At 72.4% G+C, this 24,580-nt stretch carries 21 protein-coding genes, 1 tRNA gene and 1 pseudogene; 17 read left to right on the plus strand and 6 right to left on the minus strand.

Translation table 11 applies throughout. From position 1 onward, the window contains the following. Nucleotide 1: 1 nt before the first annotated feature. Together ACIA6B_RS12650 and ACIA6B_RS12655 are read right to left on the minus strand one after the other, a co-directional pair. Nucleotides 2-1,291 (minus strand): VWA domain-containing protein, encoded by a 1,290-nt coding sequence (locus tag ACIA6B_RS12650; RefSeq protein ID WP_396772864.1) that lies wholly within the window; start codon nt 1,289-1,291, stop codon nt 2-4. 362 nt (nt 1,292-1,653) lie between these two features. Next, entirely contained in the window at nt 1,654-3,327 is a 1,674-nt protein-coding gene (locus ACIA6B_RS12655; RefSeq protein WP_396772866.1) for a dolichyl-phosphate-mannose--protein mannosyltransferase, read from the minus strand. A gap of 92 nt (nt 3,328-3,419) precedes the next feature. On the opposite strand from ACIA6B_RS12655, the gene rsmI reads away from it, so the two are divergent. Beyond that, complete coding sequence (gene rsmI, locus ACIA6B_RS12660; protein ID WP_396772867.1) at nt 3,420-4,259, plus strand: 16S rRNA (cytidine(1402)-2'-O)-methyltransferase; 840 nt, start codon at nt 3,420-3,422, stop codon at nt 4,257-4,259. Nucleotides 4,260-4,296: 37 nt separating this feature from the next. Here rsmI and ACIA6B_RS12665 read toward each other — a convergent pair whose 3' ends face one another. Continuing rightward, nucleotides 4,297-5,124 (minus strand): hypothetical protein, encoded by an 828-nt coding sequence (locus ACIA6B_RS12665; protein ID WP_396772869.1) that lies wholly within the window; start codon nt 5,122-5,124, stop codon nt 4,297-4,299. Between the two features lie 127 nt (nt 5,125-5,251). On the opposite strand from ACIA6B_RS12665, the gene metG reads away from it, so the two are divergent. Further along, on the plus strand, nt 5,252-7,054 hold the full coding sequence (gene metG, locus ACIA6B_RS12670) for a methionine--tRNA ligase (RefSeq protein WP_396772871.1): 1,803 nt from the start codon (nt 5,252-5,254) through the stop codon (nt 7,052-7,054). 54 nt (nt 7,055-7,108) lie between these two features. Here metG and ACIA6B_RS12675 read toward each other — a convergent pair whose 3' ends face one another. Further along, a complete protein-coding gene (locus tag ACIA6B_RS12675; RefSeq protein WP_396772873.1) occupies nt 7,109-7,960 on the minus strand; it encodes an alpha/beta fold hydrolase in 852 nt (283 codons plus the stop codon). Between the two features lie 58 nt (nt 7,961-8,018). Next, nucleotides 8,019-9,263: a hypothetical protein gene (locus ACIA6B_RS12680; protein WP_396772875.1), complete on the minus strand. Its 1,245-nt coding sequence runs from the start codon at nt 9,261-9,263 to the stop codon at nt 8,019-8,021. 82 nt (nt 9,264-9,345) lie between these two features. On the opposite strand from ACIA6B_RS12680, the gene ACIA6B_RS12685 reads away from it, so the two are divergent. The 6 genes from ACIA6B_RS12685 (at nt 9,346) to ACIA6B_RS12710 (ending at nt 15,208) form a co-directional block, all read left to right on the plus strand. Then, complete coding sequence (locus tag ACIA6B_RS12685) at nt 9,346-10,290, plus strand: TatD family hydrolase (RefSeq protein ID WP_396773149.1); 945 nt, start codon at nt 9,346-9,348, stop codon at nt 10,288-10,290. A gap of 13 nt (nt 10,291-10,303) precedes the next feature. Beyond that, complete coding sequence (gene rsmA, locus ACIA6B_RS12690; RefSeq protein ID WP_396772877.1) at nt 10,304-11,173, plus strand: 16S rRNA (adenine(1518)-N(6)/adenine(1519)-N(6))-dimethyltransferase RsmA; 870 nt, start codon at nt 10,304-10,306, stop codon at nt 11,171-11,173. 84 nt (nt 11,174-11,257) lie between these two features. Then, nucleotides 11,258-12,211, plus strand: coding sequence for a 4-(cytidine 5'-diphospho)-2-C-methyl-D-erythritol kinase (locus ACIA6B_RS12695; protein ID WP_396772879.1), 954 nt, complete (start codon nt 11,258-11,260; stop codon nt 12,209-12,211). A gap of 66 nt (nt 12,212-12,277) precedes the next feature. Continuing rightward, a complete protein-coding gene (locus ACIA6B_RS12700) occupies nt 12,278-14,077 on the plus strand; it encodes an ABC-F family ATP-binding cassette domain-containing protein (RefSeq protein ID WP_396772881.1) in 1,800 nt (599 codons plus the stop codon). A gap of 85 nt (nt 14,078-14,162) precedes the next feature. Further along, nucleotides 14,163-14,618, plus strand: coding sequence for a DUF4383 domain-containing protein (locus ACIA6B_RS12705; RefSeq protein WP_396772882.1), 456 nt, complete (start codon nt 14,163-14,165; stop codon nt 14,616-14,618). A 116-nt stretch (nt 14,619-14,734) separates the two neighbouring features. Then, nucleotides 14,735-15,208 (plus strand): DUF4383 domain-containing protein, encoded by a 474-nt coding sequence (locus tag ACIA6B_RS12710; RefSeq protein ID WP_396772884.1) that lies wholly within the window; start codon nt 14,735-14,737, stop codon nt 15,206-15,208. On the opposite strand, the gene ACIA6B_RS12715 is transcribed toward ACIA6B_RS12710, so the two are convergent. After that, nucleotides 15,205-15,867 (minus strand): TetR family transcriptional regulator, encoded by a 663-nt coding sequence (locus ACIA6B_RS12715; protein ID WP_396772886.1) that lies wholly within the window; start codon nt 15,865-15,867, stop codon nt 15,205-15,207. The genes ACIA6B_RS12710 and ACIA6B_RS12715 overlap by 4 nt on opposite strands. Before the next feature lie 77 nt (nt 15,868-15,944). On the opposite strand from ACIA6B_RS12715, the gene ACIA6B_RS12720 reads away from it, so the two are divergent. The 9 genes and pseudogenes from ACIA6B_RS12720 to cysN all read left to right on the plus strand — a co-directional run bounded on the left by ACIA6B_RS12720 (nt 15,945) and on the right by cysN (nt 24,438). Then, complete coding sequence (locus ACIA6B_RS12720) at nt 15,945-16,805, plus strand: helix-turn-helix domain-containing protein (RefSeq protein WP_396772888.1); 861 nt, start codon at nt 15,945-15,947, stop codon at nt 16,803-16,805. A gap of 15 nt (nt 16,806-16,820) precedes the next feature. Then, nucleotides 16,821-16,892: transfer RNA gene (locus tag ACIA6B_RS12725), tRNA-Gln, on the plus strand. 115 nt (nt 16,893-17,007) lie between these two features. After that, nucleotides 17,008-18,531, plus strand: a pseudogene (gene glmU / locus ACIA6B_RS12730) (bifunctional UDP-N-acetylglucosamine diphosphorylase/glucosamine-1-phosphate N-acetyltransferase GlmU); the annotation flags it as partial. A gap of 50 nt (nt 18,532-18,581) precedes the next feature. After that, nucleotides 18,582-19,562, plus strand: coding sequence for a ribose-phosphate diphosphokinase (locus ACIA6B_RS12735; RefSeq protein ID WP_107157145.1), 981 nt, complete (start codon nt 18,582-18,584; stop codon nt 19,560-19,562). Nucleotides 19,563-19,847: 285 nt separating this feature from the next. Continuing rightward, complete coding sequence (locus tag ACIA6B_RS12740; protein WP_396772890.1) at nt 19,848-20,543, plus strand: 50S ribosomal protein L25/general stress protein Ctc; 696 nt, start codon at nt 19,848-19,850, stop codon at nt 20,541-20,543. Between the two features lie 100 nt (nt 20,544-20,643). Beyond that, a complete protein-coding gene (pth, locus tag ACIA6B_RS12745) occupies nt 20,644-21,234 on the plus strand; it encodes an aminoacyl-tRNA hydrolase (protein WP_396772892.1) in 591 nt (196 codons plus the stop codon). A 75-nt stretch (nt 21,235-21,309) separates the two neighbouring features. Further along, nucleotides 21,310-22,143 (plus strand): inositol monophosphatase family protein, encoded by an 834-nt coding sequence (locus ACIA6B_RS12750; protein WP_396772894.1) that lies wholly within the window; start codon nt 21,310-21,312, stop codon nt 22,141-22,143. Between the two features lie 79 nt (nt 22,144-22,222). After that, nucleotides 22,223-23,134, plus strand: a complete 912-nt coding sequence (gene cysD, locus ACIA6B_RS12755) for a sulfate adenylyltransferase subunit CysD (RefSeq protein ID WP_396772896.1) — start codon at nt 22,223-22,225, stop codon at nt 23,132-23,134. Next, the gene (cysN, locus tag ACIA6B_RS12760) at nt 23,134-24,438 is read left to right on the plus strand and encodes a sulfate adenylyltransferase subunit CysN (RefSeq protein WP_396772898.1); all 1,305 of its coding nucleotides are present in this window, start codon (nt 23,134-23,136) and stop codon (nt 24,436-24,438) included. Before cysD ends, cysN begins: the two co-directional genes overlap by 1 nt. The last annotated feature ends 142 nt before the right edge of the window (nt 24,439-24,580 follow it).

Raw genomic sequence — 24,580 nt, forward strand, 5'->3', positions numbered from 1 at the left:
CTCAGTTCTCCCTCCAGGTGGCGACCCACCAGCGGGTGAGCAGCCCGGCGACCAGGCCGGTGACGAGGCCGGCCAGGGTGAGCAGGAGCAGCAGGGCCCAGCCGCGGCCCAGGTCCGGCCCGTCCGGGGCGGGGGAGGCGGCGACCACGTCCACGGTCAACTCCACCGGCATGCCCGGTTCGGCGCGGGTGCCGGCGCGGGCCGCGAACGAGTTGCTGACCACCAGGCAGACGGTCCGGGCCGCCGCCGTCGCGCTCGGGGTCGGCGTCGGGCCCGCCGCGTCCTCCTCCTCGGCGGCCGACCAGCGCAGGCCGGCCGAGACCACGTCGGTACGCCCGCTGCCGGCGTCGACGCCGCGGACCAGTTCCCGCCCGTCCGGCGCGGTGGCCCGCAGCAGCACGCCGTAGTCCGGGTTCACCGGCCGGTCCAGCCCGATGCTGACCGAGGCGCGCAGCTCCTGCCCGGCGCGCACCGGCACCCGGTACCAGCGGTGCTCGGAGAACGCCTCCCGGTCGGTGTAGACGCCGGGCGCGAGCAGCGGCGCGTCCGCGCAGGCCGCCGCGCCGCCGACCACCGCCGGGGCGACCGTGTACGTGTCGCGGGCCCGGTCGACCAACTGCTTGATCCGGCCGGTCAGCTCGTCGGCGCTCTGCGCCGCGGTGTAGGTGCCGCCGGTGGCGCCGGCGATGCAGAGCAACTGCCGGCGTACCTTCTCGTCGGGGGCGAGGCCGAGCGTGTCGACCACCAGCCGGGTGCCCTGCGCGGCCAGCTCGCGGGCCACCTCGCACGGGTCGGGCGGGGCACAGGTGTCCTCGCCGTCGGTGATCAGCACGATCCGGCGGGCGGTGCTGCCGGTGCCCAGGTCCTGCGCGGCGGAGCGCAGCGCCAGCCCGACCGGGGTGAAACCGGTGGGGCGCAGCCCGGCGACGGCGGCCTTGGCCGCGGTCCGGTCCACCGGGCCGACCGGCACGATCTGCTGGGTGTCCCGGCAGCCCTGCTTCTTGTCCTTGCCCCGGTAGGTGGCGCCGAGCACCCGGATGCCGAGCTGCGTCTCGTCGGGCAGGCCGTCGACCACCTCGTTGAACGCCTGCTGGGCGACGCTGATCCGACTGCGCCCGTCGATGTCGCGGGCCCGCATCGAGCCGCTGACGTCGAGCACCAGCTCGACCTTGGGTGGTTCGGCGGCGGGTTCGGTGGTCTCGTCGTCGGCCCCGGCGGGGCTCGGACCGATCAGCGCGATCGCCGCCAGCAGTCCCCACAGGACGGCCGTCGATCGTCTCTTGTTGATCACCGGGCGAGTGTAGTGAGATCCACAATGGAAGATCATCCGGGTGGTGGGGTGCGACCCGGTCGCCGATGGTGCCGAACTCGTTATGTTCTCGGGAGATGACCCACCGTTAGCTGCCCGATGTAAACCTTTCGGGGGGTGGCGCGTTGGTCGGAAATCTGACTGAGCTGCACCCGTTGTGCGGTCGGCGCAGTGTGGTTAAGCTCTGTCTTGCGCGCCCCAATCGCCCGCTTCCCCCGTGGCAGGCGATCGGGGCGCGCTTTTTTCTGCCCCGACCCGCCAAGCAGATCGGCGGCGCGGACGCAAGCACATTTCGGCCCGGTGGAGAGGTCTCCACCGGGCCGTCGTGCGTTCACGCTCGCGGATCAGATCCAGCTGCCGTCCAGCCACATCCGGGCGGACCAGTCCGCGTACGGCAGCAGCTTCCCCACGAAGATCGGATAGAAGTAGCCGAAACAGAGCGCCACCAGCAGCACGTAGGCGCCCGCGATGATGCCGCCGACCAGACGGCGGTCGTTGGTCTGCTCCTCGCTCGGCGGCGCGGCCGTGCCGGTGACCGGCGCGGGGGTGACGATCGCGCCCAGCACGTAGACCACGGCGAGCACCAGGAACGGCACCGCCGGCGCGGCGTAGAACGAGAACATCGTCCGGCCGTCGAGCGCGAACCAGAACCAGGGCAGCAGCCCGGCCGCCGCGCTCAGCAGGATCGCCCCGGCCCGCCAGTCCCGCCGGGCCAGGCCCAGCCAGACCGTCGCGGCCAGCGCCGGCAGGAACGACCACCAGAGCAGCGGGGTGCCCAGCAGCAGCACCTCGGAGGCGCAGCTCGCCGCGCCGCAGTTGCCGTCACCGGACCACGCGAACGCCACCGGCCGGCCCAGCAGCAGCCACTGCCACGGCCAGGACTGGTACTTGTGCGGGTCGTCGAGTTGGGTGTGGAAGCCGTACGCGGCCTTGTGGTATTCCCACAGGTTGATCAGCGCGCCGAACACGGGCGTGTCGCTCAGCCCCTCGACGTTCGGGTAGCGGCTGGCCAGACGGTAGTAACCCTCGTCGCTCAGCAGCCAACCCGACCAGGTGGCCACGTAGGTCACCACCATCAGCACGCCGGCCGCGAGCAGCCAGGGCAACTCGTCGAGGACGGCGTCCCGCCACGGGCGGCGGACCCCGGCCGACCGGCGGACCCCGACCTCCCAGAGCAGCACCAGCAGCGCGAACGCCGGCACGAAGTAGATCCCGCTCCACTTCACCGAGCAGGCGCAGCCGAGCAGCACGCCGGCGAGCAGCCGCCACCACGGCCAGTTGCGCCAGCCCGACGCCGGCCGGCCGGCGCGCCCCGGCACGGTCGGGTCGAGGCCCGCCGCCAGCGCCCGGGACCAGCGTCGCCGCCGGGCGTCCCGGTCGAGCACCAGCGCGCCGAACGCGGCCAGCACGAACAACAGCAGGAAGATGTCGAGGATCGCGGTGCGGGACAGCACCAGGTGGAAACCGTCGAGCGCGAGCAGCAGACCCGCCGCGCAGCCGAGCGTGGTGGAGCGGAACATCCGCCGGCCGATGCGCACCAGCAGCAGCACCGACAGCGTGCCGCAGACCGCCGCGCCGAACCGCCAGCCGAACTCCGGGGCGGTGGTCATCAGGTGCCCCGGCACCGAGATGTTGGTCTCGGCGTCCTGGTAGCCGAAGGCCCACTCGCCGAGCCCGATCAGCCACTTGCCCAGCGGCGGGTGGACCACGTACGACGGGCCGTTGTCCTTGTAGTTCCACTCGACGCCCCGGTCGATGAGCCCGTACGCGTCCTTGGCGTAGTAGGTCTCGTCGAAGATCTTGCCGGAGGGGTGGCCGAGCCCGACGAAGCGCAGGATCGCGGCGATCGCCACCACGACGGCGGTGGCCAGCCACGCCTGCCCCCGGCCCAGATGGTCGTCGACCGTGGCGAGCCGACGCCGGACCGCGGCCGGGATGCCACCCCCGCCGTCGTCGTCCGGTGAGCCGGCGGCCCGGTCGGTGGTGGAGGGCTCCTGTGCTGTCGAGGCACTCGTCACCCGGCGATCGTAGGCTGCGAGGGTGCCCGGTGGCGTCCGTCGTCTCCGAAATTGGTACGACCATCGATGAGGGAGCGCACGCCGTGGGGGAAATGTCCGAGGTAGGGCGGTTGGTGCTGCTCGGCGCGCCGCTGGGCAACCCGGCCGACGCGTCCACCCGGTTCCGCGAGGTGCTCGCCACCGCCGACGTGGTCGCCGCCGAGGACACCCGGCGGCTCACCCGGCTGGCCCGTGACCTCGACATCACCGTGCCCGGCCGGATCGTCTCCTACTTCGAGGGCAACGAGGAACGGCGTACCCCGGAACTCGCCGAGGTGCTCACCGCCGGCTACACCGTCGCGCTGGTCACCGACGGCGGCATGCCGAGCGTCTCCGACCCCGGCTACCGGCTGGTGCGGGCCGCGCTGGAGGCCGGCGTCCCGGTCACCGCCGCCCCCGGCCCGAGCGCGGTCACCACCGCGCTGGCGCTGTCCGGGCTGCCCTGCGACCGGTTCTGCTTCGAGGGCTTCCTGCCCCGCACCCCCGGCGCCCGCCGTTCCCGGCTGCGCGCGCTGGCCGGCGAGGAACGCACGCTCGTGCTCTTCGAGGCGACCCACCGGATCGCCGGGGCGCTTGCCGACCTGGCCGAGGCGTTCGGCCCGGACCGGCCCGCCGCGCTCTGCCGCGAGCTGACCAAGACGTACGAGGAAGTGGTCCGCCGGCCCTTGGGCGAGCTGGCCGAGTGGGCCGCCGCGGGCGACGTACGCGGCGAGATCACGCTGGTGGTGGCCGGTGCGCCGGCGACCCCGGCGGTCCGCCCCGACGACGACGCGCTGCGCGCTGCGGTGGCCGAGCGCGAGGCGGCCGGGGCGTCCCGGCGGGACGCGATCACCGAGGTCGCGACCGCGTACGGGCTGCGCCGCCGTGACGTCTACGCGGTCGTGCACCGCTGAGGCTGCACCTGGTTGGGCGGGGCCCCCTCCTCACACCTCACCAGGCGGCGGCGAGGAAGCCGATCAGGATCAGCAGCGGGCCGGCTGCGGCCAGGCCGACCGCCCAGCGCCGCTGTCGCGGGTCCGCCAGTCGGGTCGCGCCGGTCCATCGGGCGATCCCGGCGGCGCAGCCCGCCACCAGGGCCAGCCCGAGCAGCCAGCGCAGGTGCCGCCCGACGCCGGAGTCGGCGTACGCGGTGGCGCCGCCCGGCCCGGTCATCCGGGCCGGCAACGTGTTGCCGGTGGCGGTGTGTCCGGCGGGCACGCCGCTGACCCGTACGCCCTGCGCCTGGAAGCGGTCGCCGTCGGCCTGGAAGATGCCCCGGCAGCGCTGCGTGAGCCCGCCGCCCGCGCACTCGGTGATCATCACGGTGCCGCCCGTCGAGTGTCCCACCGCCAGCCAGAACGGGCCGGCGCTCACCCAGGCGAAGAACGCGGCGAGCAGACTCAGCGTCACCAGCACGGCGAGCCCGACGGGCGGGTCCGGCGGGTGGACCGGGCGGGTCGGCTCCCGCCGGGCGCGGATCCGGACGGTCCGGCGGCGCGGCTCGTCGCGTAGCGGCGTGCCGTCCCAGTGCACCTCCTCGATCGGCGCCCAGCCGGTGGCCTCGTCGCCGGCCGGGGCGGACCGCCGCTGCCAGCGCGGCTGTCGCACCGGCACCCGGCGCGGCACGGCGTCCACCGGCGCCCCGGTGGTCGGCTCCACCTCCACCGTCGGATCCACCGGGTCCACCCGGGGCTGCGGGGCGACCGGCGTGCCGCGCGGCGCGGCCCGGGCGGACGCGGACGGCTCGGGTGCCGCTGGTCTGCTGGTCACGCCGTTCATTCCACACCTGCGAGGCGGGCTCGCCGGGCAGCTCAGGCCGCGTGTCGGCGACAAATCGGGCGTACGTCGGGCCGGGCCGCCCTATTGGTTCGCGGGGCGCCCACGGCAATCACTAGTCTTGACGCTCATGAGTCACGTTCTCGCCGCGGTCGCCTGGCCCTACGCCAACGGCCCGCGCCACATCGGCCACGTATCCGGATTCGGCGTTCCCTCCGACGTCTTCGCCCGGTACATGCGGATGGCCGGTCACGACGTGCTCATGGTCTCCGGCACCGACGAGCACGGCACCCCGATCCAGGTGCAGGCCGACGCCGAGGGGGTCACCGCGCGTGAGCTGGCCGACCGCTACAACCGGGTGATCGCCGAGGACCTGCGGGCGCTCGGCCTGTCGTACGACCTGTTCACCCGCACCACCACCCGCAACCACTACGCGGTGGTGCAGGAGCTGTTCACCGGGCTGCACCGCAACGGCTACATCGTCCCGGAGGTCACCACCGGGGCGATCTCCCCGTCCACCGGCCGCACCCTGCCGGACCGCTACATCGAGGGCACCTGCCCGATCTGCGGCTACGACAGCGCCCGCGGCGACCAGTGCGACAACTGCGGCAACCAGCTCGACCCGATCGACCTGATCAATCCCAAGTCGAAGATCAACGGCGAGACGCCGGAGTTCGTGGAGACCGAGCACTTCTTCCTCGACCTGCCCGCCCTCGCCGACGCGCTGCGGCAGTGGCTGGACACCCGGGAGGGCTGGCGGCCCAACGTGCTGCGGTTCTCCCGGAACCTGCTCGACGACCTCCAGCCCCGGGCCATCACCCGGGACCTGGAATGGGGCGTGCCGATCCCGCTCGACGGCTGGCAGGGCCGCAACGACAAGCGGATCTACGTCTGGTTCGACGCGGTGATCGGCTACCTGTCCGCGTCCATCGAGTGGGCCCGCCGCACCGGCGACCCGGAGGCGTGGCGGAAGTGGTGGTCGGCCGACGCCGAGGGGAAGGACGCGCTCGGCTACTACTTCATGGGCAAGGACAACATCGTCTTCCACTCGGTGATCTGGCCGGCGCTGCTCGGCGGCTACTCCGGCGAGGGCGCCCGCGACGGCGAGCCCGGCCGGCTGGGCCGGCTCAACCTGCCCACCGAGGTCGTCTCCAGCGAATACCTGACCATGGAGGGGCGGAAGTTCTCCTCCTCCCGCAAGGTCGTCATCTACGTCCGGGACTTCCTGGAGCGCTACGACGCCGACGCGCTGCGCTACTTCATCGCGGTCGCCGGCCCGGAGAGCAACGACACGGACTTCACCTGGGCCGAGTTCCTCCGCCGCAACAACGACGAGCTGGTCGCCGGCTGGGGCAACCTGGTCAACCGGTCCGTGTCGATGGCGGCGAAGAACTTCGGCGCGATCCCGCCGGTCGACCCGGCCGGGCTCACCGACGCCGACCGGGCGCTGCTCGACGTCGCGCGGGCCGGCTTCGCCACCGTCGGCGACCTGATCGCCCGGCACCGGCAGAAGCAGGCCATCGGCGAGGCCATGAAGGTGGTCGCCGAGGCCAACAAGTATCTGTCCGAGCAGGCGCCGTGGAAGCTCAAGGGCGACGACGACAAGCCGCGGATGGGCACCATCCTGCACGTCGCGCTCCAGGTGGTCAGCGACGCCAACACGCTGCTCACCCCGTTCCTGCCGCACTCCGCCCAGCAGATCCACGAGCTGCTCGGCGGCACCGGCACGCACGCGCCGATGCCGGTGATCGAGGAGGTCGACGACCTCGACGGCGGCCCGGCGTACCCGGTGCTGACCGGCGACTACACGGTCGGGGCGCGCTGGGAGTCCGTACCCCTGGAGGTGGGTCGGCCGCTCGCGGCGCCCAAGCCGGTGTTCCGCAAGCTCGACCCGTCCATCGTCGACGAGGAACTGGCCCGCCTCGCCGGCTGACCACCGACGCGACAGCGGCCCCGGGGAGATCCCCGGGGCCGCCTGTCGTCCGGGTCAGGCCCGGGCCATGCTCGGCTTGCCGATGAACTCCATGATCGCCTTGTTGACCTCGGTCGGGTGCGTCCACGGTGTGCCGTGCGGGGCGCCCTTGAGCGTGACCAGCTTGGCGTCGGACAGCATGTTCACCAGTCGCTGACCCGTCTTCGGGTACGGCAACACGTTGTCCTTGTCGCCCTGGATGATCAGCACCGGCACCTTGATGTTCGGCAGGTCGCCGCGGAAGTCGGTCTGCCAGGCGTCCACCGAGTCGTGGGTGCCCTTCGCGGACGCCTGCGCGCCGATCTGCCAGTGCGCGTGGTACGCCTCGTCGCTGACCAGCTTGCCCTTGTTCTCACTGGCGTTGAAGAACGCGTCGCAGAACTGCGTCAGATAGGCGAACCGGTCCTGGATGATCGCCTGCTGGAACCCGTCGAACATGCTCTTCTCGACGCCTTCCGGATTGTCCGGCGTCTTCAGCAGGAACGGCGCCAACGGGGCCATCACCACCGCCCGTGACACCCGGTCCGAGCCGTACGCGCCCAGGTAGCGGGTCACCTCGCCGGTGCCCATCGAGTGCCCGACCAGGATCGCGTCCCGCAGGTCCAGCTCGGTCATCAGCACGTCCAGGTCGGCGGCGAACGTGTCGTAGTCGTAGCCGAACGCCGGCTGCGCGGAACTGCCGAACCCGCGCCGGTCGTACGTGATCACCCGGTATCCGGCGGCGAGCAGCGGACCGCTCATCTTCTCCCAGGTGGCCCCGTTGAACGGGAAACCGTGGATCAGCACGATCGGCTGACCGGAACCGTGATCCTCGTAGTACAGGTCGATGGGTGCGGAGTTCTCCGTACCGACGGTGACGAAAGGCATGTCGGAATTCCCCCTCGCGTGGGTCTCGGACGCCCACGCCTTCCCGACCTGCGGCCGGCTATGCGTCGCGGCGCGGGTACGGCAGGTCCACCACCCGGTCCTCGGTCAGCTCGCCACCCGGCGCCCACACCTCGTAGACGCCCCGTTCGTGACACTGCGCCCCGGTCACCGCCACCGCGTCCGGATCCGGGCGGCGCAGCCGCAACCGCAGCCAGCCCGCCTCCTCCCGCAGCACCAGACAGGGCACCCCGCGCCACCCGGCCGTCCGCAGCCGCCGGGCCGCCGCGTCCACCGGATAGCGGGCCGCCCGGGTCATCGCCAGCACCCGGAACCCGCCGGGCTGATCGGCCACCGCCTCGTACTCGGCCCCGGCGTACGCGCCGACCAACCGGGTCGAGCGCGGCGCGTCGCCGGTCGGCACGTACTCCTGGTCGGCGGCGAGGCCGGGCACCGCGGCGAGCAGGTGCCGCCACTGCGGACCGGCCAGCCGCAGCCAGCCGCGTTGCTCCGCCTGATAGGTGTAGAGCACCACCTCCACCCCCTCCGCCGGGTAGGCGAGCAGCGTGGCGTTGGCCGGCACCGGCAGGTCGGCGAAGTCCCGGGTGACGAACTCCGGGACGAGCTGCCCGTCGCTCGGCACGAACCCGGTACCCAGCACCGGCGGCCCGATCCGGTCCCGGGGCGGCAGGGCGGTCAGCCCGCGGTGCGCCGGGCCGACCGGGACGTCGTAGTCGGCCGGGTCGGCGGCCCGCCACCGCAACGCGTACGCCACGTCGCCGCCCTCGGAGTCGCCGCGCAGCACCGCCAGCCCCGCCGGCGTCCGCAGGTGCGCCACGTCGTGCTCCCGGTAGCAGAAGCCGTGCGGCAACCAGCCCCGCACGTAACCGGCGAGCTGCCGGGCGGAGAGCACCTTCACCATCCGGGTGCCCGGCCGGATCACCGCCGACGCCCGCACCGCGGCCAGCGTCGGGTCGTCCGCCGCCGCCGGCCGCTGGCTGAGCTGGTGCACGTACGCCCAGCCCCGGTCCCGGTGCACCGGCATCAGCAGCGGCGAGTCGGGCTCCTCGGTCGGCTCGGCCGCCCCGTGCACCGCGTCCACCTCGGTCGCGTGCACGAACTTCCGCCAGGGCAGGCCGCCACCCGGCCGGGGACACCACTCGAAGCCGGGCACCTCGTCGGCGCTGAACAGCTCGTACGCCGCGCCCCGGGCGAGCTCCTCGGCCGGGTGCACGCGCCCGTCGTACGCCACGCGCAGCCCGGTCCGCTCGGAGGCGGCGCCGCCGGTACGGTCCGTGACGGTCATTTCCGGGACGCTAGGCCGGCCAGATGTGGGGCGTGTGAACGGCCGGTGGCGGTCCGGGAACGCGGCCCGGCGCTGGTGTGTGATGCTGGCCGCGATGACCGAGCAGACCGAGACCCGCAAGCAGCGCGCCGCCCGCCGGGCCGGCGAGTTCCCACCCGCCCCCGAGCCGCTGCCGGTGCCCGTGCCGGACAGCCACACCCACCTCGACATCACCGTCGGCGAGTACGGCGCACCCCCCGGCGGTGGCTCCTTCCCGGGCGGCGGCGGTGGCTCCTCCCCGGGCGGCGCGGGCGACGGCGACCCGGTCGCCGCCGCGCTCGCGGTCGCCGCCGACGCCGGCGTGGACCGGCTCGTCCAGGTCGGCGTGGACATCGCGTCGTCCGAGTGGAGCGCCGACGTCGCCGACCGGTACGCCGCGGTGCTGGCCACCGTGGCGCTGCACCCCAACGAGGCGCCCCGCCTCGCCGACCTGGACGAGGCGCTGCGCCGGATCGAGGCGCTCGCCGGGCGGGACCGGGTCCGGGGGATCGGCGAGACCGGGATGGACTTCTTCCGCACCGGCGAGGCGGGCCGGGCCGCGCAGGAGGAGAGCTTCCGGGCGCACATCGCCATCGCCAAGCGCCACCGCAAGGCGCTCGTCATCCACGACCGCGACGCGCACGCCGACGTGCTGCGCATCCTCGACGACGAGGGCGCCCCGGACACCGTGGTGATGCACTGCTTCTCCGGCGACGCCGACTTCGCCCGCGCGTGCGTGCGCCGGGGCCACCTGCTCAGCTTCGCCGGCACGGTCACGTTCGGCAGCGCCGCCGCGCTGCGCGAGGCCGCCGCCGTCACCCCGCCGGAGCAGATGCTGGTGGAGACCGACGCGCCGTACCTGACCCCGATGCCGTACCGGGGCCGGCCGAACGCGTCGTACCTGATTCCGCTGACGGTCCGGTTCCTGGCCGACACCACCGGCGCCGACCTGGACGAACTCTGCGCCGCCATCTCCACCACCGGTGAGCGCGCGTTCGGCCCGTGGTGAAAGGATGCCCGGCGTGACCGGACTCCTCGGCCCGGCGGAGATCCGGGAACTCGCCGCGCGGCTCGGCGTCACGCCGACCAAGAAGCTCGGCCAGAACTTCGTGCACGACCCGAACACGGTACGCCGGATCGTCACCACCGCCGGGCTGGCCCCGGACGACGTGGCGCTGGAGGTCGGCCCCGGGCTCGGCTCGCTCACCCTGGCGCTGTTGCCGGTCGCCGCGCACGTGCACGCCGTGGAACTCGACCCGGCGCTCGCCGCCGCGCTGCCCGGCACCGCCGCCCGGTTCGCCGGCCCGGACGCCGCCCGGCTCACCGTGCACCCCGCCGACGCGCTGCGGGTCACCGCCGCCGACCTGGGCGACCCGGCCCCCACCGCGCTGGTGGCGAACCTGCCCTACAACGTGGCCGTGCCGGTGGTGCTGCACCTGCTCGCCGAGCTGCCCACGCTGCGGCACGGCCTGGTGATGGTGCAGAAGGAGGTCGCCGACCGGCTCGTCGCCGGCCCCGGCTCCAAGGTGTACGGCATCCCCTCGGTCAAACTCGCCTGGTACGCCCGCGCCCGCGCCGCCGGCAAGGTCCCGCCGAACGTGTTCTGGCCGGTGCCCAACGTCGACTCCGGCCTGGTCGCGTTCACCCGCCGCGAGCCGCCCCGGCCCGACGTACCCCGCAGGGCGGTCTTCGCGGTGGTCGACGCCGCGTTCGCCCAGCGCCGCAAGACGTTGCGCGCCGCGCTGGCCGGCTGGGCCGGCGGCGCGGACCGGGCCGCCGCCGCGCTCACCGCCGCCGGCGTGGACCAGGGCGCCCGCGGCGAGTCGCTCACCGTCGAGCAGTTCGCCGCCATCGCCGCGTCGGCCCCGGACGGCTCCGCCGGGGCCCAGTAGGCTGGCGCCGTTGCCCGACCCCGCCGAGGAGCTGACCGTGCAGAAGCCGTTCGACACCCGCCTGCGCCCACGGGAGCTGTTCCGGTGACCGAGGCCTGGCGACCGGAGGACGAGGACGGGCAGCGGCGCGGCTCCAGCGGCCCGGTCAAGGTGCGGGTGCCCGCCAAGGTCAATCTGCACCTCGGGGTGGGACCGCTGCGGCGGGACGGCTACCACGAGTTGAACACCGTCTACCACGCGATCTCCATCTACGACGAGCTGACCGCCCGCCGCGGCGACACGCTCGCACTCACCATGGAGGGCGAGGGCGCCGGCGAGCTGGCCCTGGACGACACCAACCTGGTGCTGCGCGCCGCGCACGCCCTCGCCGGCTACGCCGGGGTCGCCCCGCACGCCCGGCTGCACCTGCGCAAGTCCATCCCGCTCGCCGGCGGGCTGGCCGGCGGCAGCGCCGACGCCGCCGCCGCGCTTGTCGCCTGCGACGCGCTCTGGGGCACCGGCCTGTCCCGCGACGAACTGGCCGGCATCGCCGCCGACCTCGGCTCCGACGTGCCGTTCCTGATCCACGGCGGCACCGCGCTCGGCACCGGCCGGGGCGAGGCGGTCAGCCCGGTGCTGGCGCGCCCCACCTCCTGGCACTGGGTGGTGGCCGTCGCCGACGGCGGCCTCTCCACCCCGGCCGCCTACCGCGAACTGGACCGGCTGCGCGACACCGGGGCCGCCGGCACGCCGCTGGGCAGCACCGACGCGCTGCTCGGCGCGCTGCGCCAGCGGGACCCGCGGGTGCTCGCCGCCACGCTCGGCAACGACCTCCAGGACGCCGCGCTCGCCATGCGCCCGGCGCTGGCCGGGACGCTCAAGGCCGGCGAGGCCGCCGGCGCGCTCGCCGGCATCGTCTCCGGCTCCGGGCCCACCTGCGTGTTCCTCGCCGCCGACACCGCCGACGCGGAGCGGATCGCCGACGAGCTGACCGCCGCCGGAGTGTGCCGGGAGGCGCGGGTCGCGCACGGGCCCGTGCACGGCGCCCGCATCGTCTGACGCCCCGTACCCTTGACTCAGGCGTCCCGGACCCCGGGGCGCCTGAGTCGTGTGAAAGGTGAGCCAGTGGCCAACATCGTCAACCTGGACCGGGTGTCCAAGGGGTACGGCGCCGCCGGGCCGCTGCTCACCGACGTCTCGCTCGGCCTCGACGACGCCGACCGGATCGGCGTGGTCGGCCTCAACGGCGCCGGCAAGTCGACGCTGCTACGGATGCTCACCCGCACCGAGGAACCCGACGACGGCCGGGTCACCCACCGCCGCGACCTGCGGGTCTCCTGGCTGCCGCAACGCCTCGACCTGGCCGCAGACCTCACCGTCCGGGACGTCGTGCTCGGCACCGCGTGGCTCGGCGAGAGCATGGGCGCCGAGCACGAGTGGGCCGGCGACGCCGGCGTCCGGGCCATCCTCGACGGCCTCGGCATGCCCCACCTCGGCCTCGACGCCGCGGTCGGCACCATGTCCGGCGGGGAACGCCGCCGGGTCGCGCTCGCCGCGCTGCTGGTCCGCGACGCCGACCTGCTCGTCCTCGACGAGCCCACCAACCACCTCGACGTCGGTGGCGTCGACTGGCTGGCCCGGCACCTGGTCACCCGCAAGGGCGCGCTGGTCGTGGTCACCCACGACCGCTGGTTCCTCGACGCCGTCTGCACCACCACCTGGGAGGTCGCCGACCGGACCGTCCGGGCGTACGAGGGCGGCTTCGCCGCGTGGACGCTGGCCCGCGTCGAACGGCAGCGGATCGCCGCCGCCACCGAGGCCCGCCGGCAGAACCTGCTCCGCAAGGAGATCGCCTGGCTGCGGCGGGGGCCGCCGGCGCGCACCTCGAAGCCCAAGTTCCGCATCGACGCCGCGAACGCGCTCATCGCCGACGTGCCGGAACCGCGCGACACCATGTCGCTGCAACGGCTCGCCACCGCCCGGCTCGGCAAGCAGGTGTACGACCTGGAGCACGTCACCCTGCACGCCGGCCCGAAGGAGATCCTGCGCGACACCACCTGGCAGGTCGGCCCCGGTGACCGGATCGCGATCCTCGGCCGCAACGGCGCCGGCAAGACCACGCTGCTGCGGCTGCTCGCCGGCGTGACAGGCGCCGACGGCGGGCGCTTCGCCGCCGGGCAGACCGTGCGGCCGGCGTTCCTCTCCCAGGAACTCGCCGAACTCCCCGGCCACCTGCGTGTGCTGGAAGCCGTCGAGGAGGTGGCCCGCCGGGTGCAGTTCGGCGACCGGGAGATCAGCGCGTCCCAGCTCGCCGAGATCTTCGGCTTCGACGACCGGCGGCTCTGGACGCCGGTGAGCGACCTGTCCGGCGGCGAGCGCCGCCGCCTCCAGATGCTGCGCCTGCTCGCCGGCGAGCCCAACGTGCTGCTGCTCGACGAGCCCACCAACGACCTGGACACCGACACGCTCGCCGCGCTGGAGGACCTGCTCGACTCCTGGCCCGGCACCATCGTGGTGGCCAGCCACGACCGCTACCTGATCGAGCGGGTCACCGACGTCGCGTACGGCATGTTCGGCGACGGGCGGCTCGTGCACCTGCCCGGCGGCGTCGACGAGTACCTGGCCCGGGCCGCCGCGGCCGGTGGCCCGGCGCCCGCCGACCTCACCCCGGGCACGGCCGCGCCGGCCCGCGACGGCATGTCCGCCGCCGAGGTACGCACCGCGAAGAAGGAACTCAACCGGCTGGAACGGCAGATCGCCAAGCTCGAACAGAAGGAGGCGGGCCTGCACGAGCAACTCGCCGCCAACGCCACCGACTACGCCCGCGTCGCCGAGCTGGACGCCCAGCTCAAGGAGGTCCGGGCCGAGCGGGATCGCACCGAGGAGACCTGGTTGGCGCTGGCCGAGGAGCTGCCCGGCGGCTGAGGCGTGGGGGGTGTGCGGCGTCACTGACCGCCGTACGGGACAATCACCGAGGAACCCTCATCCGAACGGTCTTGGAGACGCTGAGATGGCCCACACCCCCGTCAACCACCCCGCGCGGCCGATCTACCGGGCGATCGGCGGGCTCGTTGGTCTGTACTTCGTCGTCTTCGGCGGCCTCGGCATCATCGCCAGCGCCGGCAACGACTTCTTCGCCCAGGACGACACGAAGGTGCTCGGCCAGGGCACCAACATGGGCTTCTCGCTGCTGTCGATCCTGATCGGCGTGGTGATCCTGGTCGGCACCGCGATCGGCCGCAACCTCGACGTGGCGGTCAACCAGTGGCTGGCGTACACGCTCATGGTCATCGGGCTGGCCGCGCTGGCGTTCCTCCAGACGGACGCCAACATCCTCAACTTCTCGATCATGACGGTGATCGTGGTCCTGACGCTGTCGCTGGTCCTGCTGGTGGCCGGCATGTACGGCAAGGTCGGCACCGACGACGAGCACGAGGCCTGGCAGAAGGCCCGCCTGGTGCTCTGACCCCGAGCCACCCCGAAGGCCCGGCGTCCGCGCCGGGCCTTCGGCGTTTCCCGGTACGGAAGCGGACGCCCCGGGGGACAATTGCCCCGAATCAGTCTCCACGGCTGGAGGGCACCATGGCGCACTTCCCGGTGAACCATCCCGCGCGACCGCTCTACCGGCTGCTGTCCGGGCTGATCGGCCTCTACATCCTGGCCTTCGGCGTCTGGGGCGTGTTCCAGACCTGGGGCGACGGGCTGTTCGGCCGGGACAGCAACTGGGCGCTCGGGCTGCGCACCAACCTGGCCTTCTCGCTGGTCTCGGTGGTCTTCGGCGCGGTCCTGATCATCGGCGCGTCCCGAAGGAACAACCTCGGGCACTACATGAACCTCACCGCCGGCGCGGTCTTCCTGGTCACCGGCATCCTGATGATGGCCGTGCTCCAGACCTCGGCGAACTTCCTGAACTTCTCGATGTCCACAGTCATCGTGTCGCTGCTGTTCGGGCTGATCCTGCTCGCCACCGGGCTCTACGACAAGGTCGGGCCGCCCGAGCACGCCGAGGAGGAGCGCCGCCGCCGCTACCACCCGCTCGCCGAGGGCAATCGCTAACCCTGGATCGGCCCCGGTTTCGACTCCAGGTGCGACAGGCCGTTCCAGGCCAGGTTCACCAGGTGCGCCGCCACCGTCTCCTTGCGCGGCCGGCGCACCTCCAGCCACCAGCGCCCGGTCAACGCCACCATGCCCACCAGCGCCTGCGAGTAGAGTTCCGCCAGCTTCGGGTCGTACCCCCGGCTGGAGAACTCCGCGCCGAGGATGTGCTCCACCTGGTGCGCGACGTCGTTCATCACGCTGCTGAAGTTGCCCGTCGCCGACATCAGCGGCGACTCCCGGACCAGCACCCGGAACCCGCTGGTCTCCTCCTCGATGTAGGTCAGCAGCGTCAACGCGGCCTGCTCCAGCAACTCGCGCGGATGGCCCGCGGTCAACGCCGTGGTGATCCGGTCCAGCAGTGAGCGGACCTCCCGGTCCACCACCACCGCGTAGAGCCCCTCCTTGCCGCCGAAGTGCTCGTAGACCACCGGCTTGGAGACCTTGGCCCGCGACGCCACCTCCTCGATCGAGGTGGCGTCGAACCCGCGCTCGGCGAAGATCTGCCGGGCGATCGAGATCAACTGCTCGCGCCGCTGCGCCGCGGACATCCGCACCCGGGGCTTGGTCGCCGGGACGGCCCGCCGGCGAACGCGGTCGCTGCCGGGAACGTCGGTCACCCACCCCATCCTGCCAGGCGTGGTCCGCGCCGGCCGACCGGCGACCACTTGTCGTACGCCTGTTCTAAGTTGGCTTGGTGACCGATCCGCTCGCTGCCGAGGCGCGCCGGCTGCGTGTCGAGGAACAGCTCTCCGTCGCCGAGATCCGGGCCCGGCTGGGCATCGGCCGGGATCGGGCGTCCGCGCTGCTGCGCGGCGTGCCACCGCCGGAGTGGACCCGTCGTCCCCGCGCCCGGGACGACGACCGGGCCGAGGCGCTGCGGCTGCGCGCCGCCGGACGCTCGGTCAACCAGATCGCGGAGCAGCTCGGCGTCGCCAAGTCGACCGCCTACCAGTGGGTGCGGCACCTGCCGCTGGACCCGGATGCGGCGGTGGCCGAGCGGCGGCGCGCGCATTCGAAGGTGATGACCGACGCTCGCTGGGGCGCCTATCGGGAGGCGCGGGACGCGGCGCAGGCGGCCGAGCAGGCCCGGGCTGCCGGTGCGGTGGGTGTCCTCAGCGAGCGGGACCTGCTGGTGCTGGGTGCGGCGATCTACTGGTGCGAGGGGGCCAAGTCGAAACCGTGGCGCAGGGCCGTAACGGTGCAGTTCGTCAACAGCGACCCAGGGCTGCTGGCGTTGTTCCTGCGATTTCTTGAGGTGTGCGGCATCGGGCGCAGCGTACCGACCTACCGGGTCAGCATTCACGAGTCGGCCGACGCCGAGGACGCCGTCCGCTGGTGGGCGGAGCGTCTCCGGCTGCCGGTCGACCGGTTCCGCCGGACGGTGCTCAAGCGACACAAGCCCACCACGGTGCGCCGGAACACCGGCGACACCTACCACGGCTGCTTGGTGATCACGGTGCCGCGCGGCCGTGCGCTCTACTGGCGGATCGAAGGTATGATCTCCGAGCTGTTTCGGATCGCGGACGAAGTTCAAGCCGAGAGAGGCGACCCGTAGGTCTTGACATGGCATTGGGGTGTGGGGTAACGGCAACCCGCAGGCCTTTGGAGCCTTGAGCTCCTGGTTCGAATCCAGGCACCCCAGCTCAACCGCCGGATCGTCCGAGACGGACGGCGTTTGTGCGGCCGGATGTGAATTGCGGCGAGCTGCGTGGTTAGCATGACCGCGAGACTGTCGCCGTCCCGACGGGAGCCACGTCGTGTCCCAGCCCCACCTCCGCACCGTTGTCGTGCTCGCCGCCGGTGAGGGCAAGCGGATGAAGTCGTCCCTGCCCAAGGTGCTGCACCCCCTGCTCGGCCGTACCCTGCTCGGTCACGTCCTGGCCGCGGCCGGGCCGCTCGGCGCGGACCGCACCGTGGTGGTGGTCGGCCACGGCGCCGACCAGGTGCGGGCGCACCTGACCGAGGTGGCCCCGGCCGCCACGCCGGTGCTCCAGGAGCGCCAGCTCGGCACCGGGCACGCGGTCCGCATCGCGCTGGATGCGGTGCCGGACGCGGCCGGCACCGTCGTGGTGATCAACGGCGACGTGCCGCTGCTGCGGCCGGAGACCGTCGCGGCCCTGGTCGAGGCGCACGAGGACGCCGTCGCCGCGGCGACCGTGCTGGCCGCCGAGGTGCCGGACCCGACCGGCCTGGGCCGGATCGTGCGGGACACGGACGGGCGGTTGGCGCAGATCGTCGAGGAGCGCGACGCCACGCCGCAGCAGCGTGCGCTGCGGGAGATCAACGCGGGCATCTACGCGTTCGACGCGGTCCGGCTCCGGGAGGCGCTGGGCAAGCTCTCCACCGACAACGACCAGGGCGAGGAGTACCTCACCGACGTCTTCGCGCTGCTCCGGGACGCGGGCGAGCCGGTGGCGGTGCACCGGGCGGCCGACCACGTGGAGACGCTGGGCTGCAACGACCGGGTGGAGTTGGCCGGGCTGCGCCGGCTGCTGCGCGACCGGGTCAACGAGGGCTGGATGCGTACCGGCGTGAGCCTCCTCGACCCGCACACCACCTGGATCGACGTGACGGTGACGCTGGAGCGGGACGCGGTGGTCGACCAGAACACCCAGTTGCGGGGTGCCACCACGGTCGGCGCGGGCGCGTCGGTCGGCCCGGACACCACGCTCGTCGACACCACGGTGGGCGAGGGCGCGAGCGTGGTGCGCAGCCACGCGGTGGGCGCCGAGGTGGGCCCGCAGGCCAGCGTCGGCCCGTACGCGTATCTGCGGCCGGAGTCGCGGCTGGCCCGCAGGGCGAAGGTCGGCACGTTCGTGGAGACCAAGAAGGCGACGATCGGTGAGGGCTCGAAGGTGCCCCACCTGTCGTACGTGGGGGACGCCACGATCGGCGATCACAGCAACATCGGCGCCGCCACGGTGTTCGTCAACTACGACGGGGTGCACAAGCACCACACCACGATCGGCAGTCACGCGCGTACCGGGGCGGACAACATGTTCGTGGCCCCGGTCCGGGTGGGCGACGGCGCGTACACCGCGGCCGGTTCGGTGATCACCGGTGACGTGCCGCCGGGCGCGATGGCGGTGGCGCGCGGCCAGCAGCGCAACGTGGAGGGCTGGGTGCTGCGCAAGCGGGCCGGCACGGCGGCGGCGGACGCGGCCCGGCAGGCCCGCGACGGCGAGGCGGGGCCGGGCGGGGCCGCAAGCGAAGGTGACTGAATCCACGGGGACCGCCGGGCGGTGGGTGGACCGGTGAACCCGGGGGATACTGCAACCGAACAGTTCCCGGCCGCGCCGGGCACCACCGACATACGGGAGCAGACGGGCCCATGGGCAGCATCGTCGCCGAGAACCGCAAGAGCCTGATGCTCTTCTCCGGGAGGGGTTTTCCGGAGCTGGCCAAGGAGATCGGTGAGGTGCTCGGCGTCGCGCCGACGCCCGCCGACGCCTACGAGTTCGCCAACGGTGAGATCTTCGTACGGTTCAAGGACTCGGTCCGCGGTTCGGACGCCTTCGTGGTGCAGTCCGTGACGCACGGGGTGAACACGTGGGTCATGGAGACCCTGATCATGGTGGACGCGCTGAAGCGCGGTTCGGCCAAGCGGATCACCGTGGTGTTGCCGTTCTACCCCTACTCGCGGCAGGACAAGAAGCACCGGGGCCGGGAGCCGATCTCGGCGCGGCTGGTGGCCGACCTGCTGAAGACCGCGGGCGCGAACCGGATCCTGACCGTGGATCTGCACACCGCGCAGATCCAGGGCTTCTTCGACGGCCCGGTGGACCACCTGTTCGCGATGGACGTGCTCGCCGAGTACGTGGAGCACAAGTACGCGGGCCGGCCGATGACGGTGGTGGCGCCGGATTCGGGCCGGGTACGGGTCGCGGAGCGCTGGACGGACCGGCTGGGTGGTTGCCCGCTGGCGTTCATCCACAAGACCCGGGACCCGTTGAAGCCGAACCAGGTGGTGGCGAACCGCGTGGTGGGTGAGGTCGAGGGCCGGGTGTGCCTGATCGTGGACGACATGATCGACACCGGCGGCACGATCTCCAAGGCGGCGGACATCCTGAAGGAGTCCGGGGCGGCGGAGATCGTGGTCGCGTCGACGCACGCGCTGCTGTCGGACCCGGCGACGGAGCGGCTGAAGAACAGCCCGATCAGCGAGGTCGTGGTGACGAACACGCTGCCGTTGCCACCGGAGAAGCAGCTCGACAAGCTGACCGTGCTGTCGATCGCCCCGCTGCTGGCGCGGGCGATCCGCGAGGTCTTCGACGACGGTTCGGTGACCACCCTGTTCGGTGGCCTGAGCTGACCGTGGGGTCCGGTCGCCGGTGTCCTCCGGCGGCCGGGCCGTTGCGCTGCGGACCGGACGGTGTGGTGATAGTGGGGGACTGCCGGCGGGCGCGGAATTGGCTCGGGTAGACTAATCCGGTTGCCACGGCGAGGGTGCCCGGCGGGCTGCTGAAAAGCACCGCACGGAGGCGCCGTCATCGACGCGGTGCTCCGGGCGGTCGTTCATGACCTTGAGCCCCAGCGAGCCCCTCGCCCAGCACCGCCAGACGACAAGCCGCCGCAGCGAAGTATCAGGAGTTTCCCCGTGTCCGAGGTAAAGATCAGCGCCGAGCCCCGTACCGAGTTCGGCAAGGGTGGTGCCCGTCGTACCCGCCGGGCCGGCAAGGTGCCCGCCGTGCTGTACGGCCACGGCGAGAAGCCCAAGCACATCGCGCTTCCGGCGCGGGAGTTCGCCGCCGCGATCCGTAAGGGCGGCGCGAACCAGCTCTTCGCGATCGAGGTCAGCGACGGCACCCAGGTGCTGGCGCTGCCGAAGGCGATCCAGCGCGACCCGATCAAGGACTCCTTCGAGCACGTGGACCTGCTGCTGGTCCGCCGGGGCGAGAAGGTCACCGTCGAGGTCCCGGTCCAGCTGACCGGTGAGGCCGCGAAGGACACCCTGATCGTGCACGACCACGACACGCTCTCGGTGACCGCCGACGCCACCAAGGTGCCGGACCACCTGGAGGCGTCGATCGAGGGCGCCGAGCCGGGCACCACGATCACCGCCGCCGACGTCGAGCTGCCGTCCGGCGTCGAGCTGGCCACCGACGAGGAGACCGCTGTCGCCTCGGTGACCGCCGCCCCGACCGCCGAGCAGCTCGAGGCCACCCTCCCCGAGGTCGAGGAGGCCACCGAGGAGGCCGACGCCGAGGCCGGCGAGGAGACCGCCGAGTCGCCGGAGGGCGCTCCGGCCGCCGAGGGCGAGGAGACCCCGGCCGAGGCGAAGACCGAGGCCTGATCGGTCCGCAGGCTGTGCGACAGGCGTCCCCGGGGTCCGGGGGCGCCTGTCGGCGTATCGGGGCGGCTGGTCGGGGAAGCGAGTGGGAAGGGGCGTCGGGGTGACGGACGAGGCGGGGCCGTGGCTGGTGGTCGGCCTGGGCAACCCCGGTCGGGAGTACGCGGCCAACCGGCACAACGTCGGGTTCATGGTGGCCGACCTGCTGGCGGCGCGGGTGGGCGCGAGGTTCGGGCGGCACAAGCGGGCGATGGCCGAGGCGGCCGAGGGGCGGTTGGGGTTCGGCGGCCCGAAGCTGGTGCTGCTGAAGCCGCTCACCTACATGAACCTCTCCGGTGGTCCGGTGGCCGGGCTGGCGCAGTTCCACAAGATCCCCCCGGCGCGGGTGATCGCGGTGCACGACGAGCTGGACATCGGCTACGGGCAGGTGCGGGTGAAGTGCGGCGGCGGCGAGGGCGGCCACAACGGGCTGCGGTCGATGTCGAAGTCGCTGGGCACGAAGGACTACGTCCGGGTGCGGTTCGGCATCGGGCGGCCACCGGGCCGGCAGGACCCGGCGGACTACGTACTCTCGGATTTTTCCGCCGCGGAGCGCAAGGAGTTGGAGTTCCTGGTCGACCGCGCGGCGGACGTGGTGGAGTCGGTGGTCACCAAGGGTGTGGAGCCGACGCAGAACCTGTACCACGGGGCTTGAACCGGCTCCCGGAGTGCCGGCCGGTAGTCTGCGCCTCGCGACGTGAGCGGGGCCGGCGACGGGAGCGGTGACACCATGGGCAGTCCTCCGATGATCGACGGCGCGTTCGCCCGCTGGTTGGCGTCGCGGGCCGGGCAGGCGTTGACGGACCTGCGCGCGGAGTTGGGTTTCGCGGACGCCGGGGCGCTGACGTCGGCCGGCGACAAGGTCGCGCACGACCTGATCCGGACCGAGTTGGCCCGGTGGCGCCCGGCGGACGCGGTGTTGTCGGAGGAGGACGAGGGCTCGCGGCTGGCCTGGACGGCCGAGGTGAGCCGGGAGGCGATGTCCCGGCTGACCGCTGACCGGGTGTGGATCATCGACCCGCTGGACGGCACCCGGGAGTACGCGGAGGAGGGGCGCGCGGACTGGGCGGTGCACGTCGCGCTCTGGTCGCGGCACGCGCCCACGCCGCACGGTCTGGTGGCGGGCGCGGTGGGTCTGCCGGCGCAGCACCGCGTGCTGGGCACGGACCACCCGCCGGCGTACCCGCCGATGACGGTGGAGGCGGCCACGGCCGGCGACGTAAGGACCGTCCGATTGGCGGTCAGTCGTAGCCGTCCGCCGGTTTTCCTGACCGATCTGGCAGCGGATGTCGGCGCTCATCTGGTTCCGATGGGCTCGGCGGGTGCGAAGATCGCCGCGGTGGTGACCGGCGAGGTCGACGCGTACATCCATGCCGGCGGCCAGTACGAGTGGGACTCGGCCGCTCCGGTCGCTGTGGCGACGGCCACCGGACTGCACGCTTCCCGGATCGACGGTTCTGCGCTGAAATACAACGAGGCCGACCCGCGCCTACCCGATCTGCTGGTCTGCCGCAAGGATCTCGCGAGTCGGTTGCTTGCGGCGTTGCAGCGTCATTCCGGGTAACCTGAGCGTTCTTCTTCACGACTCCGACCGGAAAGGTCTGGAATCCGATGTACGGATCCGAGCGAATCGAGTTCGTGTCATGACGTCCCCCGCCGCGTACCAGGTGTCGCACCTCGACGCGCTCGAGGCGGAGAGCATCTTCGTGATGCGTGAGGTGGTCGCCGAGATGGAGCGGCCGGTGTTGCTGTTCTCCGGTGGCAAGGACTCGATTGTGATGCTCCGGTTGGCGCAGAAGGCGTTCGCGCCGGCCAACATTCCGTTCCCGGTGATGCATGTGGACACCGGGCACAATTTTCCCGAGGTGCTCGACTACCGTGACCAGCGGGTCGCCGAGTTGGGTCTGCACCTGATCGTGGCCAGTGTGCCGGAGGCGTTGACCAGGGGCATGGTCCGCGAGTCGGCGGATGGTATGCGTAACCGCATCCAGACGCCGGTGTTGCTCGACGCGGTGGAGAAGCACCGCTTCGACGCGTTGTTCGGCGGCGCCCGGCGGGACGAGGAGAAGGCCCGGGCGAAGGAGCGGGTGTTCAGCTTCCGTGACGAGTTCGGTCAGTGGGATCCGAAGAACCAGCGTCCGGAGCTGTGGTCGCTGTACAACGGTCGGCATCACCCGGGTGAGTCGATCCGGGTGTTCCCGCTGTCGAACTGGACGGAGCTGGACGTCTGGCACTACATCGCCCGGGAGCGGATCCCGTTGCCGGCGATCTACTTCGCGCACGAGCGTGAGGTGATCGAGCGCGACGGCATGTTCTACGCGGTCAACGAGTTCTTCCGGGCTCGGGCTGGTGAGCAGCCGTTCAAGGCTCAGGTGCGGTACCGGACCGTGGGTGACGCCTCCTGCACCGCGGCGGTGCGTTCGGACGCGGACACGGTGGAGAAGGTGATCGAGGAAGTGGCCGCCACCCGGATCACCGAGCGCGGCGCGACCCGCGGTGACGACCGGGTCAGCGAGGCCGCCATGGAGGACCGTAAGCGAGAGGGCTACTTCTGATGAGTGTCGACACCTGGGCGCCGGCTGACGGTGAGACCGCCGCACGGCCGATGGATCTGCTGCGCTTCGCCACCGCCGGCAGCGTCGACGACGGTAAGTCGACGTTGATCGGTCGGTTGTTGTACGACACGAAGTCGCTGTTCAGTGATCAGCTCGCCGCGGTCGAGGCGGTCAGCGCGGCGCGCGGTGACGAGTACACCAATCTGGCGTTGCTCACCGATGGTCTGCGCGCCGAGCGGGAGCAGGGCATCACGATTGATGTGGCGTACCGCTACTTCGCGACGCCGCGGCGCAAGTTCATCATCGCTGACACGCCGGGGCACACCCAGTACACCCGGAACATGGTCACCGGCGCGTCGACGGCGGACCTGGCGTTGATCCTGGTGGACGCGCGCAAGGGGCTGGTGGAGCAGTCCCGTCGGCATGCGTTTCTCTGCTCGTTGCTGCGGGTGCCGCACCTGGTGTTGTGTGTCAACAAGATGGACCTGGTCGACTGGTCGCAGGAGGTCTTCGAGCGGATCGCCGACGAGTTCACCGCGTTCGCGGCGAAGCTCGACGCGCCGGATCTGACCGTGGTGCCGATCTCCGCGCTGCGCGGTGACAACATCGTCACCCGTTCGGAGAACATGCCCTGGTACGAGGGCCCGTCGCTGCTGCACCACCTGGAACACGTGCACATCGCCTCGGACCGCAACCTGGTCGACGTGCGGTTCCCGGTGCAGTACGTGATCCGGCCGCAGTCGACCACCGTCACCGACTACCGGGGTTACGCCGGGCAGGTGGCCTCCGGCGTGCTCAAGCCGGGCGACGAGGTGATGGTGCTGCCGTCCGGCTTCACCAGCCGTATCGCCGCGGTGGAAACCGCAGACGGCCCGGTCGAGGAGGCGTTCCCCCCGATGTCGGTGACGGTCCGCCTGACCGACGAGATCGACATCTCCCGCGGTGACCTGATCTGCCGGCCGAACAACGCCCCCATGGTCGCCCAGGACATCGAAGCGATGATCTGCTGGATGGACGAGACCCGCCCCTTGCAGGTCGGCGGCCGATACGCGATCAAACACACCACCCGCTCCGCCCGCACGATCGTGCGGGACCTGCACTACCGGCTGGACGTCAACTCGTTGCACCGGGACGAGACGGCGACCGAGCTCAAGCTCAACGAGATCGGCCGCGTCCGGCTGCGCACCACGGTGCCGTTGCTCGCCGACGAGTACCGCCGCAACCGCACCACCGGCGGCTTCGTCATCATCGACGAAGCCACCAACCGCACCGTCGGCGCCGGCATGATCGTCGAAGCCGCCTGACGACCGCACTCCCCCAGCGCTCGCCGCGCAGATTCACGGAAAGAGTGGCCATCCATGCTCGGATAGCCACTCTTTCCGTGAATCAGGGGCGCGCGGGCGTCGGGGCGCGCGTGCGTCGGGGCGCGCGGGCGTCGGGGGGCGC

Source organism: Micromonospora sp. NPDC051141, assembly GCF_044455765.1.
GTDB lineage: Bacteria > Actinomycetota > Actinomycetes > Mycobacteriales > Micromonosporaceae > Micromonospora.

Excerpts from the sequence above, each read along its gene's own strand:
- rsmI (WP_396772867.1), top strand. The coding sequence starts at position 3,420 with ATGTCCGAGGTAGGGCGGTTGGTGCTGCTCGGCGCGCCGCTGGGCAAC.
- ACIA6B_RS12665 (WP_396772869.1), bottom strand. The coding sequence starts at position 5,124 with ATGAACGGCGTGACCAGCAGACCAGCGGCACCCGAGCCGTCCGCGTCC.
- metG (WP_396772871.1), top strand. The coding sequence starts at position 5,252 with ATGAGTCACGTTCTCGCCGCGGTCGCCTGGCCCTACGCCAACGGCCCG.
- ACIA6B_RS12675 (WP_396772873.1), bottom strand. The coding sequence starts at position 7,960 with ATGCCTTTCGTCACCGTCGGTACGGAGAACTCCGCACCCATCGACCTG.
- ACIA6B_RS12680 (WP_396772875.1), bottom strand. The coding sequence starts at position 9,263 with ATGACCGTCACGGACCGTACCGGCGGCGCCGCCTCCGAGCGGACCGGG.
- ACIA6B_RS12685 (WP_396773149.1), top strand. The coding sequence starts at position 9,346 with ATGCTGGCCGCGATGACCGAGCAGACCGAGACCCGCAAGCAGCGCGCC.
- ACIA6B_RS12705 (WP_396772882.1), top strand. The coding sequence starts at position 14,163 with ATGGCCCACACCCCCGTCAACCACCCCGCGCGGCCGATCTACCGGGCG.
- ACIA6B_RS12710 (WP_396772884.1), top strand. The coding sequence starts at position 14,735 with ATGGCGCACTTCCCGGTGAACCATCCCGCGCGACCGCTCTACCGGCTG.
- ACIA6B_RS12735 (WP_107157145.1), top strand. The coding sequence starts at position 18,582 with ATGGGCAGCATCGTCGCCGAGAACCGCAAGAGCCTGATGCTCTTCTCC.
- ACIA6B_RS12750 (WP_396772894.1), top strand. The coding sequence starts at position 21,310 with ATGGGCAGTCCTCCGATGATCGACGGCGCGTTCGCCCGCTGGTTGGCG.
- cysD (WP_396772896.1), top strand. The coding sequence starts at position 22,223 with ATGACGTCCCCCGCCGCGTACCAGGTGTCGCACCTCGACGCGCTCGAG.
- cysN (WP_396772898.1), top strand. The coding sequence starts at position 23,134 with ATGAGTGTCGACACCTGGGCGCCGGCTGACGGTGAGACCGCCGCACGG.